At 58.9% G+C, this 18,727-nt stretch carries 16 protein-coding genes and 5 pseudogenes; 10 read left to right on the top strand and 11 right to left on the bottom strand.

All coding sequences use genetic code 11. The annotated features are described in order from the left end of the window. Nucleotides 1–219 precede the first annotated feature (219 nt). Nucleotides 220–495 (bottom strand): HU family DNA-binding protein, encoded by a 276-nt coding sequence (locus AC6JBC_RS13680; protein ID WP_449470377.1) that lies wholly within the window; start codon nucleotides 493–495, stop codon nucleotides 220–222. Nucleotides 496–778: 283 nt separating this feature from the next. On the opposite strand from AC6JBC_RS13680, the gene AC6JBC_RS13675 reads away from it, so the two are divergent. Continuing rightward, nucleotides 779–1,201, top strand: a complete 423-nt coding sequence (locus tag AC6JBC_RS13675; RefSeq protein WP_449470379.1) for a hypothetical protein — start codon at nucleotides 779–781, stop codon at nucleotides 1,199–1,201. A 19-nt stretch (nucleotides 1,202–1,220) separates the two neighbouring features. Here AC6JBC_RS13675 and AC6JBC_RS13670 read toward each other — a convergent pair whose 3' ends face one another. From AC6JBC_RS13670 to AC6JBC_RS13650, 5 genes are all read right to left on the bottom strand, one after another. Continuing rightward, a complete protein-coding gene (locus tag AC6JBC_RS13670; protein ID WP_449470381.1) occupies nucleotides 1,221–1,643 on the bottom strand; it encodes an HIRAN domain-containing protein in 423 nt (140 codons plus the stop codon). 89 nt (nucleotides 1,644–1,732) lie between these two features. After that, nucleotides 1,733–2,683, bottom strand: coding sequence for a Ros/MucR family transcriptional regulator (locus tag AC6JBC_RS13665; protein WP_460989844.1), 951 nt, complete (start codon nucleotides 2,681–2,683; stop codon nucleotides 1,733–1,735). Between the two features lie 261 nt (nucleotides 2,684–2,944). Beyond that, nucleotides 2,945–4,291, bottom strand: a complete 1,347-nt coding sequence (locus tag AC6JBC_RS13660; protein WP_460989843.1) for an anti-phage deoxyguanosine triphosphatase — start codon at nucleotides 4,289–4,291, stop codon at nucleotides 2,945–2,947. 7 nt (nucleotides 4,292–4,298) lie between these two features. Continuing rightward, a complete protein-coding gene (locus AC6JBC_RS13655; protein WP_449470386.1) occupies nucleotides 4,299–4,688 on the bottom strand; it encodes a type II toxin-antitoxin system VapC family toxin in 390 nt (129 codons plus the stop codon). After that, the gene (locus AC6JBC_RS13650) at nucleotides 4,685–4,930 is read right to left on the bottom strand and encodes an AbrB/MazE/SpoVT family DNA-binding domain-containing protein (protein WP_449470387.1); all 246 of its coding nucleotides are present in this window, start codon (nucleotides 4,928–4,930) and stop codon (nucleotides 4,685–4,687) included. Before AC6JBC_RS13650 ends, AC6JBC_RS13655 begins: the two co-directional genes overlap by 4 nt. A gap of 341 nt (nucleotides 4,931–5,271) precedes the next feature. Between AC6JBC_RS13650 and parS the strand changes: the two genes are divergently transcribed. From parS to AC6JBC_RS13635, 3 genes are all read left to right on the top strand, one after another. Continuing rightward, nucleotides 5,272–5,751 carry a type II toxin-antitoxin system Prs ADP-ribosylating antitoxin ParS gene (parS, locus tag AC6JBC_RS13645; protein WP_449470388.1) on the top strand — a complete coding sequence of 160 codons (480 nt, stop codon included), beginning with the start codon at nucleotides 5,272–5,274 and terminating at the stop codon, nucleotides 5,749–5,751. Next, nucleotides 5,748–6,230, top strand: coding sequence for a type II toxin-antitoxin system Prs ADP-ribosylating toxin ParT (gene parT, locus AC6JBC_RS13640; protein ID WP_449470389.1), 483 nt, complete (start codon nucleotides 5,748–5,750; stop codon nucleotides 6,228–6,230). The genes parS and parT overlap by 4 nt, the downstream gene beginning before the upstream one ends. A 120-nt stretch (nucleotides 6,231–6,350) precedes the next feature. After that, the gene (locus AC6JBC_RS13635; protein ID WP_449470390.1) at nucleotides 6,351–7,535 is read left to right on the top strand and encodes a Fic family protein; all 1,185 of its coding nucleotides are present in this window, start codon (nucleotides 6,351–6,353) and stop codon (nucleotides 7,533–7,535) included. 361 nt (nucleotides 7,536–7,896) lie between these two features. On the opposite strand, the gene AC6JBC_RS13630 is transcribed toward AC6JBC_RS13635, so the two are convergent. After that, the gene (locus AC6JBC_RS13630; RefSeq protein WP_449469841.1) at nucleotides 7,897–9,312 is read right to left on the bottom strand and encodes an ISNCY family transposase; all 1,416 of its coding nucleotides are present in this window, start codon (nucleotides 9,310–9,312) and stop codon (nucleotides 7,897–7,899) included. Nucleotides 9,313–9,515: 203 nt separating this feature from the next. After that, nucleotides 9,516–10,214, bottom strand: a pseudogene (locus tag AC6JBC_RS13625) (IS5 family transposase); the annotation flags it as partial. A gap of 177 nt (nucleotides 10,215–10,391) precedes the next feature. On the opposite strand from AC6JBC_RS13625, the pseudogene AC6JBC_RS13620 reads away from it, so the two are divergent. Both AC6JBC_RS13620 and AC6JBC_RS13615 read left to right on the top strand, forming a co-directional pair. Continuing rightward, nucleotides 10,392–10,517, top strand: a pseudogene (locus tag AC6JBC_RS13620) (DDE-type integrase/transposase/recombinase); the annotation flags it as partial. Between the two features lie 209 nt (nucleotides 10,518–10,726). Then, complete coding sequence (locus tag AC6JBC_RS13615; protein ID WP_449470391.1) at nucleotides 10,727–11,758, top strand: IS110 family RNA-guided transposase; 1,032 nt, start codon at nucleotides 10,727–10,729, stop codon at nucleotides 11,756–11,758. Between the two features lie 284 nt (nucleotides 11,759–12,042). On the opposite strand, the pseudogene AC6JBC_RS13610 reads toward AC6JBC_RS13615, so the two are convergent. Next, nucleotides 12,043–12,315: pseudogene (locus AC6JBC_RS13610) on the bottom strand (IS3 family transposase); the annotation flags it as partial. 46 nt (nucleotides 12,316–12,361) lie between these two features. Here AC6JBC_RS13610 and AC6JBC_RS13605 point away from each other — a divergent pair. Then, entirely contained in the window at nucleotides 12,362–13,765 is a 1,404-nt protein-coding gene (locus AC6JBC_RS13605) for an IS30 family transposase (protein WP_449470393.1), read from the top strand. A 7-nt stretch (nucleotides 13,766–13,772) separates the two neighbouring features. Here AC6JBC_RS13605 and AC6JBC_RS13600 read toward each other — a convergent pair. Together AC6JBC_RS13600 and AC6JBC_RS13595 are read right to left on the bottom strand one after the other, a co-directional pair. Next, nucleotides 13,773–14,632, bottom strand: a pseudogene (locus AC6JBC_RS13600) (IS3 family transposase); the annotation flags it as partial. Between the two features lie 312 nt (nucleotides 14,633–14,944). Further along, nucleotides 14,945–15,976 (bottom strand): IS110 family RNA-guided transposase, encoded by a 1,032-nt coding sequence (locus AC6JBC_RS13595; RefSeq protein WP_449470391.1) that lies wholly within the window; start codon nucleotides 15,974–15,976, stop codon nucleotides 14,945–14,947. 535 nt (nucleotides 15,977–16,511) lie between these two features. On the opposite strand from AC6JBC_RS13595, the gene AC6JBC_RS13590 reads away from it, so the two are divergent. The 3 genes and pseudogenes from AC6JBC_RS13590 to AC6JBC_RS13580 all read left to right on the top strand — a co-directional run. Continuing rightward, entirely contained in the window at nucleotides 16,512–16,814 is a 303-nt protein-coding gene (locus AC6JBC_RS13590; RefSeq protein ID WP_449470319.1) for a hypothetical protein, read from the top strand. Nucleotides 16,815–17,025: 211 nt separating this feature from the next. Continuing rightward, entirely contained in the window at nucleotides 17,026–17,556 is a 531-nt protein-coding gene (locus AC6JBC_RS13585) for a hypothetical protein (RefSeq protein ID WP_460989842.1), read from the top strand. Nucleotides 17,557–18,147: 591 nt separating this feature from the next. Further along, nucleotides 18,148–18,594, top strand: a pseudogene (locus tag AC6JBC_RS13580) (potassium-transporting ATPase subunit KdpA); the annotation flags it as partial. Nucleotides 18,595–18,727 lie beyond the last annotated feature (133 nt).

Raw genomic sequence — 18,727 nt, 5'->3', positions numbered from 1 at the left:
CCGCCTTCTCCTCTTGGAAGGCGGGGTTTTTATTTAACAGCTGATGGTGGTGGCGACACGCATGCGCCCTCGGCATGCGTTCGCATAGACTGGCCGAACGGCACCGACGTTGTTAACGTGAACAGCCGATTGGCAGTGGCAGGTGTGTCACTTTACCGGGTGATGAAGTGACATATGGCCGTGGGGAAGGCGCCCAGCAATGTGGACGCCCCTTTTGGCTTAGCCGTTCAGCTGATCTTTGACCGCCTTTGCAGGGGTGAAGGTCAGCTTCCTGGAAGCAGCGATCTGGATCGTCTGACCATTTGCCGGATTGCGGCCTTCGCGGGCAGGGGAATCCTTGACCTTGAACTTGCCAAAGCCGTTGAGGCTGACCTCATTGCCATTGGCAGCGGCATTGGCGATCGCGGTGAAGACAGCGTCAACATATTTGCGCGCATCATTTTTGGTGATGCCCTGTTCGGCTGCAACGGCTTCGGCAAGTGCGCTATTGTTCATGATGATGCTCTCTCAAGAAATGGAGTGCTTTGTGTATCGGCTTTTGCGCTCGCGGCAATGCGTTTCCCCGTGCGGAACGGCCTCTAGGTAAAGTGACACATGCGTTTTTTGTGCATGGGGAGAGGGGGAGGGGGATTCACAGCGAGTCAGCTTGTGCTAGATTCATCTTATGTTCCACCAACCCGACCTCTTCGATCAGTGCGATCCGGTCTCAAGTCTTGGATCCTTGCCTGATCTCATCGACCGCATATCGCAGGTCTCAAAGCGGCCGCGTTACGCGTTCATGGTCCTCAATTTGATCCATAAGGCCGCTGGCGCTGGCGACAGCCTCGGCCCCTATGTGCGCTATGAAGGCGCACTGCTGCCGGTGCGGGATTGGCTTTGCCGCGCCCTCATTCCCCTGGCGCAGCGTGACGGCCGCCGTCGCGCGTTGATCGATGCTGCGCGCGCCGACCTGATAGCGAGCGGCAAACTGCCGGAGGACCCCGCCGCAGCGCAGATGCTGATCGAGCAAGAAGCCCAGGCACGCATTCTGCGATCCGGACGGACCAGCATCAGTCGCGCAGCCTCCGATCTTGTGCGCGCGGGCCTGCTCCGGCGGCACTATAAGGGCTTCCGGGTCGATCATGCCAACCGCGGCGCCCAGCGCGAGGCCGTCTACACGATTACAGCGGACGCCAAGCGCGCGCTGGGACGCCTGCATTAGTCGTGCTGCAGAAAATCACTCACTCGTCAGGGGGCAGATAATCTGTCCAGAAGCCTGAGTCTGGATCAGCGTCCTCCCTATAGCGCTCTTCGCCAGTAAGGACTTTATCTGGCGCAGGGGAGGGGAGACGCGGGATGCCGCCATCGAGGTGCACCCGGATCACCGCCCCGTCGGCTGTGGCCGACTGGAAGATTGGCCTGACATCCTGTCCTTGCCGGATCTTCGCCCCGATCCATCCGCATCGCTCGGCTGACAGATGGCCAAGCTGTATGCCGCGGAAGGAGAAAACCGCAACGGCTGAAGGATCTGCCTTGTTGTTGGGCTCAAGAACGAGCGAAATGGGATCGCCAGGATTGAGCATGCGGATCTCGAACTGACGGTTGGAGCCATCGCTATTTGGATGGAGCGCGCCCACGACAGCGAGGCTCAATTCTTGAGGCATTGGTGATTGCTGAACTGTAGTTGTGTGTAGGCCGTGCTGATCGGTCATTGCCCAGTTCCGCAATGACGGAACTGGGCTGACACTTGCGCTTAGCGCGCGGCGGGCGCTGCGTTCACCGACGCCGCAGCAGCGTCGATTGACTTAGCTTCCTTTGATTTTGTCGCAGGCTTCGGTGCCGCCTTCGGCTTTGCCACTTCCGCTTTCGGCGCAGCAGCCTTTATCGACTTGGCCTTGGAAGCGCCGCTGCGGTCCGCATCAGCTTTCATTGCGCTGGGCGCTGGTTTTTCTTTGGCCGAGAAGATCGACAGCCGCTTGCGCGGTTGTGCCTTGACCTCTGCTTTGTTGCTCTTGGCGCTGACGTTTGCCTTTGGAGTGGGAGCGGCTTCCGCCTTGGCCGCTGCAGGCCTTTTGGCTGCCTTCGGCGCGTCGGCGTTAGCAGGAGTTGGAGCAACGATGGCTTTGGCGGCAGGTGCTGGACGGGCGGGGGAGGGGGCTGTGGCAGTTGCGGGCCCAGCTGCTGTCTTCCTGCCCAGGCCCAGTCGCTCGGCGACCGCGCGGCGCGCGTCGGAATAATTGGGTGCAACCAGGGGATAGGATTTGGGCAGTTTGTAGCGCTCGCGATATTGCTCAGGGGTCAAGCCATTGGTTGCAAGATGCCGCTTTAGCGTCTTGTAGGGCTTACCATCAATCAGGCTGATGATGTGATCAGGCGATGCGATGCTCTTGCGAACGGACACGGCCGGAACATGGTCCGGCGCAACGTCTCGAGCGGGCGCAGCGAGGTCTTCGGTCAAAGCGGCGCGCGTGGTCTTGATCAGCTCAGCGAGGCTCTCGCTTGGAACCGAATTTTTAGAAACGAACGCGCTCAGCAGTTGAACGGTAAGCGCAGTGATGTCGGTGTTGTTCTCGTCAGCCATGAGGATTGACCCGCCTGTTGTGGTGATGGCGCTCTTCTGCACGCAGGACATAAGAAAGTAAATGTCATCATGTATGAGACGGGCCGTGAAGGCTTCTGGCGCCTGATGCTGAAGCGAATTCAACCTGAATTTTGACTGCCGGTGAGACTTGGTTTGGCTAGGGTCGATATCTCTACTGACAACTGCCCATGTTCAGCTCATATGGTTTGGGCGGGGCGGCTAGGAAATGTTGAACATCGTTCCTCGTTGACCCAGCGGTGGATGCTGCCCGCGATAGCAAATCAAATTGTAACGGCACTCTTGATCTGGGAAGCAAAGTTCTTGGACGCAGCTCTGTCACGATTTATGCAAATGGTAAAAGAAGCGCAGCCGTCCACGGTCCTATCAGAGGCGATCGAATACCGAACCCATGCGTGGCGAGAACAGTCGCTCATAGGTTTTCAAAAGATGCGTATCGGTCATCGCTGCGACATAGTCGCAGATCACGCGGAGATCGCCACCCGCCGCTTCGAACTTTGCAAATTCTTCGCGTGGAAGCAGGCGGCCAGGATCCGCCTCCATCGCCTCGAAGACGGCGACGACCATGGCTTGGCCCTTGAACTCGAGATGCTGGACCGCTGGTGACGCGATGACCTCCCGCACGACGAAGCTTTGGAGATGATCGAGCAGTTCGCGTTGGGGCGATGCCACGCGCACGCTCCAGCGCAGCAGCGGTTCGGCAAACTGTTCCCTTTCGACAAACTCCACTGCTGTGAGGAAATGATGGACGAGGCGGCCAATGAACCGCTTGCGCGAAGCGGGCCCGCTGAACAGGCCATCGACAAGCTGACCGAAAACATCGTTTGCGCTCTCGCCCGGATACTTGGCCTTTAGCGCGTCGAGAAATGCCGTGCACTTGTCGTGCAGTGCAGCGGCAAAGGCGTCCTTGGTGACGAGATCGAGCGCGATCGCGTCCTCAAGATCATGCACGCCATAGGCGATGTCGTCGGCAGCATCCATGATCGAGCAATCCAGCGCCTTGTAGAGCGGCTTGCCATGTTTGCCGTGCTGCGGCGCGAAGGTTTGAAAGATATCCCGGTCACTGACGGAAAGTGGGGCCAGGATCCAGTCAACAACATCCTGCTCGCTGTCGAGATAACATTTAGGCGGCTTGCTGAGGCGCCCGTCCAGGATCTTGATGGTGGTCGGGCCGCTGAGCAGCGCGGGGACGAGCTGGGGATGGGCGACGCGGCTGTAAGCGACAGGGTATTTCAGCACCCCAAACATGGTCCGGCGCGAGAGGTTGGCGCCCGCCTGCGCCGAGAAGTTTTCGAGACGAGCGAGGATCCGCAGCGTCTGACCATTGCCTTCGAAACCACCCTTCTGCCGCATGCAGTAATTAAGCGCTATTTCGCCACCATGTCCGAAGGGCGGGTGGCCAAAGTCATGCGTGCAGCCGATCGAGTGGATCGTGCCGCGATCAGGCAGTAGCGGGGTTGCCGGATGAGAGGGGTAGGACTTTTCAAGTTGGCGGGCGATGCCGCCTGCGATTTGCGCAACTTCGAGCGAGTGCGTGAGGCGCGTACGATAAAAGTCGCTGTCACCCAGGTTGAGGATCTGGGTCTTGCCCTGCAATCGGCGGAACGAGGCGGAATGGATCACGCGCGCATAGTCAACGTCACCATCGTCGCGGGCATCTTCGCTCTGGGGCGTCCAGCCTTCGCGGCGTGCCGACCAGGACCCAGGCTCCATCACGAGGTCAGCGGATCACGCGGACTGTAACGCCCGCTGCGTCAGCAACGGTGCGCCATTGCTTATCTGCGGTCAGCGCAGGCAACCCGTCGCGCTGCGCAAGGGCGAGGCAGAAACGGTCGCCGAGTGACAGGCCGACCTTTGAGGTCACTGCGCGCAGGCGCCCAGCGATCGTGGCGAGAGCCCGGTCGGCCTCGACGACGGCCACGGGCAAGGGCTTCAGCATTGCGTCAATCTGCTCGGCAGGCATGCCCGCATGGATGAAGTGGCTGATCACCTCCGCATAGTTGACGCTCAACATGCGCGCATCGGCAATCGCTTCTGCGACCATGTTCGCGCCGGTCTCGGCCCGAAGAAGCGCCAGGAGCGCCGAGGCATCGAGCACCACTTCGCTCATTCGCCGGATTCTTCGCGGCGATGGCGGAGGAACGCATCTACGGATGCTTCGGGATTGTCGCCGGTATATTGCTTCGCCAGTGTCTGCGCGTGCGCGATCGATTGTGCGACGGTACGCAGGATGATGCCGTCTTCAGTTTCCTCGACCAGCAAGGCGCCGCCACGAGTAAGGCCGAGCCTCTTGCGGATATCGGCCGGTAGGCTCATTCGGCCGTTAGGCGTTATCTTGACTTGTACCGTCATGGCGCTGCTCCTGCTCACCTTTCCCAGGACGAAAGGAAAGACACGATAGAACAATCATGGCACAGAATGCAGAATGTGTCACGTTGCTCAGTTTGTACCTCTCTCGATGAAAAATGGCGGTTAGCCGCTGCCGGAGATTGCCCAGGATGGGCTTGTTTATCGGATGAGAAGAGCACCCCTAGTATGCCTCCATTATCCCACAAATTCAGCAGCTGGCTGAATGTGGGATAATGCTCGCGACGGGGAGGAAACATGAGGCCAAGCGCGTGACTTCTTCTCTCACGGCCTGCCTTGTAAGCGATGCTCAAACAAGCTATATAAATGCTCGAAGGAGCATTGCCATGGCTGAGCTGGAGATCGAGCGTCGAAAGCCTTCGGGGCAGGGTGTGCCACCGTTCGCGTATAAAGCGTTGTACCGCGCCTCGCCGGTTGATCGCATTGGGTTCATCAGACGGGGCGTCGCGGCACGTGACCTAAAGCGCTTCATTGCTGCGATGCACGTGGACCAGAAGGTGATGTTCGACGCACTGAACCTCAAGACAGCCACGGTCAACAAGAAGGCGGCGAGCAATCAGTCCTTATCTGCCGAAGATAGCGAGCGGGTTCTTGGCCTTGCCAAGCTGGTCGGCCAACTTGAGGACATGGTGGAGGAGTCCGGTGACGCTAGCGGCTTCAATGCGCCCGAATGGCTCTCGTCCTGGCTACGGCAGCCGCTCCCCTCTCTTGGTGGGGTGAACCCCATCGACCTGCTCGATACGATGGAAGGCCAAGCCCTGGTATCGCGCACCTTGGCGCAGATTCAGAGCGGCGCCTTTGCGTGACAACGTTCTGGCGGATCGCTACCGACACGAAAGCCTATGAGGCCCAAGACCTATCGGGATCTGGGGCCAAGATCACGGGCGGACGCTGGAATGACATCGGCGTTGCTCTTTTATATGCCGCCGGCAGCCGGGCGCTTGCCTGTCTTGAAACCGTTGTTCATCTCAATTCCGGCGGACTCCCCCTCAATCGCTATCTAGTCGAGATCATCGTACCCGACGACCTGCTTAGCGCGGCGGAGATTGCCACAACTGAAAGCTTAGCCGTTGGGTGGGATGCCGAACCGGCAGGCCGCGTCAGCACTTCCTTAGGGTCAGAATGGGCGCGATCCTTGCGAACGGCACTCATGCTCGTACCCTCGGTCATCGTGCCAGAGGAGAACAACCTGCTGATCAATCCAGCGCATCCGGATGCAGGGCGGATCAGCGGCCGGAAGGTTCGTAGATGGACCTACGACCCAAGGCTCGTCCGTGGGGCATAACATGGTGAGCGAACGAGTCTGCACAACCCCAACCAACGACGGCAAAAATCGTTGCCTTGTTTAGGGTTTTAGCGATAACACTTACCTAGGCTGCGGATCAACAATGCTTGGTAAGGTTTGATGAATAGAAATAATCTGGCCCAGGCGGTTCGCGAACGTCTGGCTCGCTATCCCGAACCTCACGCCAACCATTATGGCGTCGTGCCACTTGCACCCCCTGAAGTGGCGTTATCGCTTGGCGCTGCGCAATCCGCACATGAGAGAGCGTTGATCATGCTTGGACGTGTGGAAGCGATGGCTACGCACTTGCCGAGCCCTTATATGATTAGCCGAACTCTGAGCCGACGCGAAGCCGTGGACAGCTCGGCGATCGAAGGAACGAACAGCACCCTCGATGAGCTCCTGGCAATTGAGGAGGAGGATGACGACGCTCGTGACGCGGTTCACCAAGTGCGGGATTATGCGCTGAGTCTTGATCGCCTGCTGCCTCGCGCGGCAGCTGAAGGCATCGATGTTTTCACTGTGCAGACAATCATGGAACTCCACCGTGCGGCAATGTTGCACGATCCGGACTATCCCGATGAGCCTGGCGCTCTGCGGGAAATCGTCGTCTGGATCGGCGGGACGGGGCACATAGCGACATCCACTTATAATCCAGCTCCGCCGGACCATGTGAGAGCCTGTCTCGAACAGACAGCCGCTTATATGCGTTGCGAGGGTATGCAGGCCATGACGCAAAGCCTCATAACCCGTATGGCGGTTGCTCACGCGCATTTCGAAGCTGTTCACCCGTTCCGCGACGGCAACGGCCGTGTCGGTCGTCTGTTGCTGCCGATGATGATGGCGGCGGAAGGACAGGTGCCGCTTTACCTCGCGCCCTATATCGCTGCAAGTCGCGAAGGCTATTATTCAGGGCTGAGAATGGCCCAGCAGCGACTGGAATGGGCGCCTCTCATAGGGTATCTGTCCGACGCTGTAACTGGAACTGTGGAAGAGCTCCTCGCAACGCGTGGCGCGCTCGACACCTTGAAGGCGGAATGGCACAATCGACGGAAGTTTCGGGCAAAGTCCGCAGCGCTGCGGGCGCTTGATCTCCTCATTGACTATCCCGTCGTCACCTCGAAGCGGATGGCAAACAAGCTCGACATATCGAGACCGCAAGCCCTTAGCGCAATCGATCAACTGGTTGAGGCAGGTATCCTGTCAGAACGAACCGGTTACGCCCGCAACCGGATTTTCACAGCGTGGGAGGTCTTAGCGATCGTCAACCGGCCATTTGGCAGCGATCCCGGCCCAAGGCCCTGAATCCCGATCTGCTGCGCCAGTTCCGCTTTGATAGCCGCCCGGCCAGAACAGACATTTTTGGGCCATGACGTGGCGGCGACATTCAGATAGAGCAGTCGTTCATGGCGTGCCTCCCTGAAAAAGTGATCAACCCTTATAAAACCAAGGATTTCGCACTTCGAGATAGAATCCATTCTTACACTGAAATGTTCGGACCGGTTAGAAAAGACACTATCTGTCCCGGATAGAAATGACACCATTAATGACAGCAGGGGCTGCGTGGAGCCCTCGGCTTAGCGCAGCGCAGACCCTGCTGATGGCGTGAGGTTGAGGGGATGAGCATGGACCCGCTGCGCAGGCAGCGGGCTCGGTCAGCGCCGCTTTAGCGTGCCTTCACGAACTCGAGCGTGCCGCGCGCCCGTAACTCCGCCTGGCTGAGCCGTGGGCCGCGTTTGAGCTTGGGACGGCCTAACCGGCGCCGATCGATTTTCGCTGGCGCCTCTGGCTCGGGGAACAGATGTGTGGGCTGGTCGCGGCGGGCAGGGGCATTGTTGTTCCGCTGCCGGTGATGCGGCGTGATCGCCTGGATCTCCTTTGCCCGAGCCAGCGCCGCATCGAGATGCTTGTTGTCGACGATGGCAGGTTGATTGATCCGGGGCATCTTGTCGAACAGGCTATAGGGGAGGGAGCGCCCCTCGTGCCGGATCTCCACCGTGCCATTAGGATATTCACAAACATCCACGCGCTTGCGCGCCAGCTCCTTGCTGATTGCGTTCGGCTCCAGAAGGAACAGAACCTTGTTATAGTGCAGCGTCAGCGCAGCCGTGACTGTTCTCTGTTCGCGCCAGACCATGACGGAGTGGAGATTATCCCGCGGTGCCAGAGGGCGGTGCAGATCACGACTGTTTGCTGCCGGGCGAGCGAAGCGCGCATTATGGGTCGTCTGGTAGCTGCTCAAAAAGCTATTGGCTTCTCCGATTGAGGAGATACCCTCCAGTCGCATCGCCTTGACGAGCCGATCCTGCAGCGTGCCGTTCGCCCGTTCGACCCGACCCTTGGCCTGTGGCGAGTTGGCACAGATGATCTCGATGTTCAGCGCGTCCAGCGCACGCCCGAAATGCGTCATGCCATCGCCCTTCGCCGTCGCCTTGGGGTTTCGAAAGACCGTGTGTTTATCGGAGTAAAAGGCCACCGGCTTACCGTGCCGCTCGATATATTCGCGTGTCGCCTCCATGTAGGAAAAGGTGCTTTCGCTCTCGACCATCTTGAGGTGCATTAGCTCACTGGTCGCGTCATCGATGTAGACAAGCAGCGTGCAGCGCGGCCCGCGATCCTCGAACCAGTCATGATCCGAGCCGTCGATCTGAATCAACTCGCCACGGCACTCCCTGCGATGGCGCGGTTGATAAGGGCGAGAACGACGTGCGGCGCGATCATGCCATATACCCGCCTCGATCATCATCTGCCGCAATGTCTCGCAGCCCACCGCGATATCATGGCGCTCCGCCAGATACTCGCGCGCCAGGGTCGGACCGAAATCCGCATAATGCTCTCGGACCAGCGAAATAATCTGCGCGCGAAAGGCATCGCTGTGACGCCGGTTGCTCGGCCGACCACGCTTACGCGACACCAGGCCTGAGGCGCCTTCGGCGCGCAGACGCTCAAGCAGCCGAAAAATCTGCCGGCGCTTCAATCCTAGCAGCGTTGCCGCATCCTCAACCCGAAGCGCGCCGCGCTCCACGCGCATCAATGTGTCAAACCGCGAAAGCTCACCATGGCTCATCGCCACCACCGTCATAAGCGCGTCCTCCCGAACTGCCAGGAGGACCATGCCACCAAGCTTTGCTAAGGACGCCCAAGGGTGTCATTTCTATTCAGCAGAGGGGTGTCATTTCTATCCGGCGCTTACAGCCAATATGACTGATAATAGGAATTATGTTAATAGCAATACCACAACTGTCCATGTAACCTGTGTCCACTCTGAGAGGTCTGTTTGGAAATTCAGGGGTGAGCGTTTCGGCGTAGGAGATTGCCGCCCATGGCAACGAGGATCATGGCCTGGGAGACGTCGATGCGCTTCTCATAGTCACGAACCAATCGGCACCATCTGATCATCCAACCAAAGGTCCGCTCGACGACCCATCGTCGGGGCCGAACCTTGAAGCCCTGTTGCTGATCGCTACGGCGGATGACCTCAACGACAAAATCCAGATAGCTGGGCCTGTCCATGAGTTTGAGGCGGTCATAAGCGCCATCGGCGAAGAGATGCTTGACCCACGGCCAGCGCTTACGGATGCCATCGAGGATGGCCTGGGCGCCCGCGCTGTCCGAAATGTCTGCAGTGGTCAGGTTGACCATCAGCAACCGGCCATCGGTATCGACGGCGATGTGCCGTTTGCGCCCGACAACCTTCTTGGCTGCGTCGAACCCGCGCTTTTCTGCCGATGGTGCCTTGACCGACTGACTGTCGATCACCGCTGCGCTCGGGCTGGCCTCCCGCCCTTGGCGCTCGCGATCGAGCATCAGTTCGATGTCGTGGATTGTCTGGAACAGGAACCTGCGAGCCAGTTCCCGGAACCAGCCATAGACTGTCTGCCACGCCCCGAAATGGATCGGCAGCATACGCCAGCCACAGCCCGAACGAACAAGGTAGCGCACGGCGTTGATCACCTCGCGTGGACGGCCCCGGCGTCCCGGCTTGTCAACCCAGCCCGTGAGATCTACGTGCGAGCACCCTGTGCATCGCGAATATCACCCTCGGGACGTCGAAGCCCTGGCTGCCGAGATGAAGCGCTCATCAGAGAAGACTTCGAAAAGAACCTTGCAGTCGACCGACTACAGCCGCAATATCACCAAGCGCGAGCGATCAATTAAAGAACATATGTCTGGACAAAGGAGGGATGGCTCTATCTTGCCGTCATCCTCGACCTACACAGCCGCCGCGTTGTGGGCTGGGCTGTCAGCGACAGGATGAAGAAGGATCTGGCGATCCGGGCGCGGAAGCGGCGATGGATGCCTATACCACCTCGCCGCTGGCCTCAACGTATACAAGGGTAAGATCGCCTTCAGGGCGGTCGCCGACGACCTCAACCTGCCTTATCAGGCATGGTCCGCCTGACGAACATCGACTGCTGGACTTGATGGGGTGGACGCCCCCCGGCGGCATCGATGTGCCATAGTGGAGGTGTTGAACACCACTTGAGGAGGCGTCCATGTTGGAGATTAGCACGATCGGTTTGGACATCGCAAAGAATGTGTTTCATGCTCACGGTGCCGATGCGAACGGGCTTCAGGTTTTCAGCCGACGGATTACGCGTGGTAAATTGCTGTCCTTTTTCGCTGCCCAGCCAAGGTGCCTTGTGGCGCTGGAAGCTTGCGGCGGGGCGCATCATTGGGCGCGGGAGCTGATCCGTATGGGACATGATGTTCGGTTGATTCCGCCAGCCTACGTGAAGCCGTTTGTGAAGCGACAGAAGAACGATGCCGCTGATGCCGAGGCGATTTGCGAGGCAGCGCAACGTCCGAACATGCGGTTTGTGACGGTGAAGAGCGAGGAGCAGCAAGCCTCGGCACTGGTATTCCGGACCCGCGATCTGCTTGTCCGGCAACGCACGCAAACGATTAATGCGATTCGGGGGCACATGGCTGAATATGGCTGGGTTGCACCGAAAGGTCCAAGCTGGGTAGCGCAGCTTAGCGAGTTGATCGATGATGCGGTCACCGCGTCGCTACCACCGGCTGCGCGAGAGATGTTCCACGTCATGCTCGGCATACTTGAGGAGTTTGACCACCGGATAGCGGAACTCGACAAGGAAATTGCGCGGCGAGCCCGTGAAGATGAAGTCGCTCGTCGGCTGATGACCATACCGGGCGTTGGGCCGATAGCAGCGACAGCGATAACGGCACTCGCACCTGCTGCAGCGACATTCAAACGGGGGCGTGACTTTGCCGCCTGGCTTGGCCTTACGCCGCTGCAGAAATCTACAGGCGGCAAAACCAAGCTGGGACGGACATCCAAGATGGGTGAGCGCACACTGCGGCGATTGCTGATCATCGGCAGTAGTGCTGTTGTGCGTCAGGCCAGCAAGCGCGGTGCGGCCGAAGGTTCGTGGCTTGCTCGAATGCTGGCTCGCAAGCCGCGCATGCTGGTGACAGTGGCGCAGGCGAACAAGACAGCGCGGATCGTATGGGCGCTGCTCACGAAGGAAGAGGATTACAAAGCTCCGGTGGCAATGGCGGTATAGCGCGCCAAAGTCACCAGAGGTCGTCGGAAGACGCGGTCGGTCGAAGGAGGGTATGGCACAACAGTCGGCGAGACGCGGTCAAAAAACCAGACCGTTACAATGTGCACAAAGCACGCGGACTTGATTTGGATTTGACCCGCGAACTCCCATACAGGCCTGCAGTACATTCTGCAAAATGAGGCCGGACAGATGGCAGCATCCGACTACGCGCCGAACCCAATTTTCTGCTTGCGTCTGAAGGGGCGTCCACAGATGTAACGGTTTTGCGCCGGTCACCTATCTCATTATGCCACCTTGGCCTCAAAGGCGAGCGGGCTGATGCCACCCAGGTATGAATGGCGGCGCCGGGAATTGTAGAAGCCGTTAATGTACAGGAAGATGGCAGCTTCAGCTTGCCGCCGGGTTGGCCAACTCTGCCGCCAGATCATTTCTGCCTTCAGGGATTTGAAGAAGGTCTCGACCGCAGAGTTGTCGTAGCAATTACCCTTGCCGCTCATTGATGGACGCAGGCCGTAGGCCTGCAGCTTCTTTTGATAGGCGTAGGAGCAATATTGGGCGGATTCAACCGGTCGTCGCAACACCAAGAAATTGGAGGTTGTGAACATGGCAGGCCGTCGAGCATCAGAACGCTGCACCCGAGAGAGGTTGCGCTCCCCGGGGCGCCCACCTGCCTGGCAGCGTGAGCACCATTTCCGCTTCTGGCAAGCGATCGCTCGAGGGCGTAGCAGTGAAGATGCTGCTGCGGATGCCGGTATTTCGACACCGCTGGGGCCACGTTGGTTTCGGAGTTCGGGAGGTATGCCGCCAACACATTTGGCGCCATCGGCGCCAGCACTCAGTGGTCGATTTCTGAGCTTCCAGGAGCGAGAGGAAATTGCTCTCGAACTTGCGCGAGGTTTCGGGATCCGCGCCATTGCCCGCAAACTTGGACGTTCAGCCAGTACTATCTCGCGCGAAGTGCGGCGCAATGCCGCCACGCGTGGCGGCAATCTGGAATATCGCCCGATCGCCGCACAGTGGCACGCTCACCGCGCCGGCCGTCGCCCGCGCCCCGGGAAGCTGGCCAGCAATCCGGCATTGCGCATGTACGTGGAAGAACGCCTTACCGGTCAGATCACGGATGCTGATGGTATCGGCTTTGCCGGGCCGCAGGTGATATGGAAGAAGCGCCGTGCGGTACATCGACAAAGTCGACGATGGTCGGTGGCCTGGAGCCCCGAGCAGATCGCTCATCGGCTACGGATTGATTACCCTGAGGATCCCGCCATGCGCATCAGTCATGAGGCCATCTATCAGTCCCTCTATATTCAGGGGCGAGGCGCCTTGCGTCAGGAGTTGACGGCATGTCTGCGCTCGGGTCGGGCTCTACGAACGCCGCGTGAACGCGCACGAGGGCGCGGAAAATCCTTCATCGGTGACGCCATCATGATCAGCGAGCGTCCTGCGGAAGTCGAGGATCGGGCAGTTCCCGGGCATTGGGAAGGCGATCTCATCCTCGGACTGCATAGCTCGGCGATCGGCACCCTGGTCGAACGAAGTTCCAGATTCACCATGCTGCTGCATTTGCCGCGAGAGGACGGATATCAACATGGACAAGGCATCAGGAACCGCCAACCGCTGGCCGGCCATGGGGCAGAAGCTGTCCGCAAAGCCATCGTCCAATCCATGCGCGAACTACCGGAGAAGCTCCGGCAATCGCTGACTTGGGACCAGGGAGCAGAGATGGCCCAGCACGCAAAGCTCAAGATCGACAGCGGCTTGGAAATCTACTTCTGCGACCCGCAAAGCCCGTGGCAACGCGGATCGAATGAGAATACCAACGGCTTGCTACGACAGTACTTCCCTAAGGGCACCGACCTTAGCCGGCACTCCATAGGCGATCTCGACGCCGTTGCTCACGCGCTGAACACGCGTCCACGGAAAACGCTTGGCTGGAGAACCCCCGCAGAAGTCCTCGACCAGTTCCTGGTCGCACAGTATGAAGCCGGTGTTGCGACGACCGGTTGAATCCGCCTTGGCTGCCCCGATCGGAGTGGAAAATGCAGCCCTCGGGCGGCTGACGCAGCCGCACCGCCATGTCCAGCGCCCGGATCGCCAGATCCTTTTTAATCCTGTCGCTGACCGCCCAGCCAACGACACGGCGGCTATGCAGGTCGAGGATGACGGCAAGATAGAGCCAGCCCTCCTGTGTCCAGACATAGGTGATGTCGCCGGCCCATTTGCGGTTGGGCACATTGGCGGCAAAGTCACCGTCGAGCCAGTTTGCCGCGACACCAAGGCGATGGTGGCTGTCCGTCGTAACCTTGTGCTTGCGCGTGCGAACCGGCTTGATCCCGTTGATCCGCATCAGCCGCCCCACACGACGCTCGCCGACGTCGAGCCCTGCTTCCTTCAACTCCATCGTCATTCTCGGGCGACCGTAGCTGCCAAGGCTCAGGCTATATTGCTCCCTGATATGGGCCAGCACCTTCATGTCCGTCCGCTCCCGGCGACTGATCGGACGCGAACGCCAGGACCGATAGCCGTGTTCGCTGACGTGCAACACACGACACATCAACTCCACCGGCCAACGGTGCCGCCAGCTGTGCACAAAGGCGAACCTCACGGCCTTTGGCTCGCGAAGAACTGGGTGGCCTTTTTTAGGACTTCCCTCTCCTCCCGGAGTACACGGTTCTCCAGGCGGAGCCGTTCATTCTCTCGCGCCAGATCTGCCTGCGGCGCTGCCACCAGGTCAGACGGACGATAATGCGAAACCCATTTGTTCAGCGTCGACTTGCCGATCCCCAAATCCGACGCGACCCGTTCGCGCGGCAACCCGCTGGTCAGCGCAATGCGTACCGCCTCCTGCTTGAACTCTTCACTATGCTTCATCATTTCGTCGGTCTCCTTGAACGAGCCTTAAACTCTCAAGTGACCGGCACAAAACCGTTACATCTGTGGACGCCCCTTCAGACGCAAGCAGAAAATTGGGTTCGGCGCGTAGTCGGATGCTGCCATCTGTCCGGCCTCATTTTGCAGAATGTACTGCAGGCCTGTATGGGAGTTCGCGGGTCAAATCCAAATCAAGTCCGCGTGCTTTGTGCACATTGTAACGGTCTGGTTTTTTGACCGCGTCTCGCCGACTGTTGTGCCATACCCTCCTTCGACCGACCGCGTCTTCCGACGACCTCTGGTGACTTTGGCGCGCTATACCGCCATTGCCACCGGAGCTTTGTAATCCTCTTCCTTCGTGAGCAGCGCCCATACGATCCGCGCTGTCTTGTTCGCCTGCGCCACTGTCACCAGCATGCGCGGCTTGCGAGCCAGCATTCGAGCAAGCCACGAACCTTCGGCCGCACCGCGCTTGCTGGCCTGACGCACAACAGCACTACTGCCGATGATCAGCAATCGCCGCAGTGTGCGCTCACCCATCTTGGATGTCCGTCCCAGCTTGGTTTTGCCGCCTGTAGATTTCTGCAGCGGCGTAAGGCCAAGCCAGGCGGCAAAGTCACGCCCCCGTTTGAATGTCGCTGCAGCAGGTGCGAGTGCCGTTATCGCTGTCGCTGCTATCGGCCCAACGCCCGGTATGGTCATCAGCCGACGAGCGACTTCATCTTCACGGGCTCGCCGCGCAATTTCCTTGTCGAGTTCCGCTATCCGGTGGTCAAACTCCTCAAGTATGCCGAGCATGACGTGGAACATCTCTCGCGCAGCCGGTGGTAGCGACGCGGTGACCGCATCATCGATCAACTCGCTAAGCTGCGCTACCCAGCTTGGACCTTTCGGTGCAACCCAGCCATATTCAGCCATGTGCCCCCGAATCGCATTAATCGTTTGCGTGCGTTGCCGGACAAGCAGATCGCGGGTCCGGAATACCAGTGCCGAGGCTTGCTGCTCCTCGCTCTTCACCGTCACAAACCGCATGTTCGGACGTTGCGCTGCCTCGCAAATCGCCTCGGCATCAGCGGCATCGTTCTTCTGTCGCTTCACAAACGGCTTCACGTAGGCTGGCGGAATCAACCGAACATCATGTCCCATACGGATCAGCTCCCGCGCCCAATGATGCGCCCCGCCGCAAGCTTCCAGCGCCACAAGGCACCTTGGCTGGGCAGCGAAAAAGGACAGCAATTTACCACGCGTAATCCGTCGGCTGAAAACCTGAAGCCCGTTCGCATCGGCACCGTGAGCATGAAACACATTCTTTGCGATGTCCAAACCGATCGTGCTAATCTCCAACATGGACGCCTCCTCAAGTGGTGTTCAACACCTCCACTATGGCACATCGATGCCGCCGGGGGGCGTCCACCCCATCAAGTCCACCATATCCTTCAGCGCAATCGTGCGCCGAGCCGTTGATTGAGCGAACAAAGGTGAACCACCAGTCTCACATGAGGATGGGGCGTAGGGGGCAGGTGGTGCAACAGCTTGTTGCACAATTGCTTCCGGGGCCCCGTCATCAAGTTTGTAGAAGGGGAAAACCTACCGATCCGCGTTCCGGTATGTCCGACAGAGCATCGAGGGTGGCTTGATCCGCAACATCCTTACAAAACATATCCAGGACAATTTGTACGCACGCCAACGCAGGATACTCAAAAGTTTCGCCCGTGCCCTCCCCGCTCCGCAATGGGATCTCGCGCAAGCCCTCAGGGGCGCGATATGTTCGATTTTTTCCTGCCCTCGGGGCCTCGAAAATCGTTATTCCCAGCCCTAGCCTAAGCGCAGGCAGTTCGCTATCTTAGCGGGGTCTGCTGTAAGAGGTTGGATTGATAGGGTCATGACAACGACGACGGTTAAAGTCCGGCGCCAAGCGCGCGCACGCAGGGTGAAGTTTGGTGACGTTGTTATCACTGCGCCCGCACCGCAGCGCGATCTGATCAAGGCTAACATCGCTCAAAGCACTGCGGCGCTGGCCCGTGCCGCGCGGCGTCTTTCTAAACCGGGTGTTGTCATTCGCGCCAAAAAGGGCGTGCCGCTATTTTCGCTTGATAGTGAGAATCCCGATGTCGTTATCAGGACTCTCGATGGCAAGACTGAACGTGGTCAATTGGTAGACGGCATATTCCACGCGATCGCTTAACTTCCCCTGTTGAGGCGCTCCAGGAAATTCGGGAAGCGCAGGAAGCCACTCAGAAGCCCCTTGCGATCGTGCTTGCTGGCCATAATGGGTCCGGCAAATCGACGCTTTGGCGGCGCAGCCTTGCAGACGTGCTACGAATTCCGCTCGTTAATGCCGACCGGATGATGCTTTCCATCCTGCCGGAAGCCAACTCCGACGGCACACTGCCTGAATGGGCAATCTCGCTCCGCGATTCGGAGAAAGCTGGATGCGTGTCGCCCAGCAAGGCGTCCAAGCCTTTGTCGGTCATGCAATGAATGCGAATGTACCGTTCGCTATGGAAACGGTCTTTTCACATTGGCATGTCGCCGCAGATGGAACCGTCGATTCCAAAATATCACTTATCAAGGATATGCAAGCAGCCGGCTATTTCGTCCTTCTCATCTTTGTCGGCCTGACCAGCGAAAATCTCTCAATTCTTCGCGTTCAAACTCGCGTCGCCGAGCATGGTCACGCCGTCGATGAAGCCAAGCTGAGAAGCCGTTTTCCCCGCACGCAAAAGGCAATCGCTGAAGCGCTGAAACATGCCGATGCCTCACTTCTCACCGACAACAGCCGAACCGCAGATTTGGCGTTCACGGTCTGCCGCGTAGAGATAGCTGGTGAGGTCACTTTTGATTGTCGCCGCGGTGAGGGGCACGCGCCCCCAAAAGCGATTACGGGTTGGCTGGATGTGATTAGCCCACGGTTATTAGATACATAGAAATAGATTGCGACGCATCGCAGTTCGTGGGTGAGATAGCAGTACCTTCTTGCGTCGCCGTTTATCCTCCGGTGGTCGTTCCAAGATAACCGCCGGGACATTTTTTGTTCGCCTTAGATTTAGCCGACGTACATGGGCCGCCGATCGCAAACTTTTCGCTTTTCTCGACCCATGACGGCCGTTCAGCGGCCGATTTTTTGATTGTCAGGTGCGGAAGGGCCCCTTTCAATCTTGGGCACTCGGGGCTGGCCGTATGAGGAATGACCGGGAGGAGCAGTTCGCCTGAGCTCAGCGAAATGCCGAAGGGCTCTGAACTTTTCCAGAGCTGATGAAATATCGCCAACCCTATGCAAATACTATGAAGATGGCCGCTGCTCGACCTCGATAAGAAATGGTCATCGCTCCTATCTGAAACCCTTCACGAAAGCGCTGCGGACATCCGCGCGGCACATCTTTGGGGAAATCGGCATGACCAGGATTATAGTCCTCCCATCCCTTCTGCGCTCGGCGCTGGCGCCAGCTGGGTAGAAGGAAAAAGACGATGCAGGATCTGTTCTGGATCGGCGCATTGCTCGGGTTGGTGACAGTGACGCTGACCTATACGGCTTCCCGCTGTTCGCCATCCTCGCCGTGTTCGTTGCGGGGCTGATGGTCGGCCGCACGCCGGAATATGTCGGCAAGAAGATCGAGGCGCGAGAGGTCAAACTGGCTGTGCTCGCTATCGCCATACTACCGCTCTGCATCCTTGGCCTGACAGCGGTGAGCGCCGTTCTGCCCGCAGGTCTCGCTGGGCCGCTCAACAAAGGGCCACACGGATTTTCGGAAATGCTCTACGCCTATACTTCCGCAACCGGCAATAACGGGTCTGCATTCGCTGGGCGGACGGACGGCACGCCCTTCTACAATGGCCTGCTTGGTATCGCGATGTGGCTGGGGCGCTTCTTCGTGATCGTGCCGATGCTGGCGATCGCGGGCAGCCTTGCCGCGAAGAAATACACGCCGGAAAGCGCAGGCTCCTTCCCGACAACGGGCGGCCTCGTCGGATCAGCTTCCGCTGCTCGCGCGAATGTCCGCATTCAATAGGAGGTGCCGTGCGCTCGCTGAACCCTTAACTTGATTATTTGACTGGATGCAAATTGGACACATTTACCCCCACGTATCAACAATCCTG

It is taken from the genome of Sphingobium sp. RC1 (assembly GCF_059738765.1).
The sequence above is the reverse complement of the archived record's forward strand: the minus strand, read 5'-3'. Positions and strand labels throughout refer to the sequence as shown.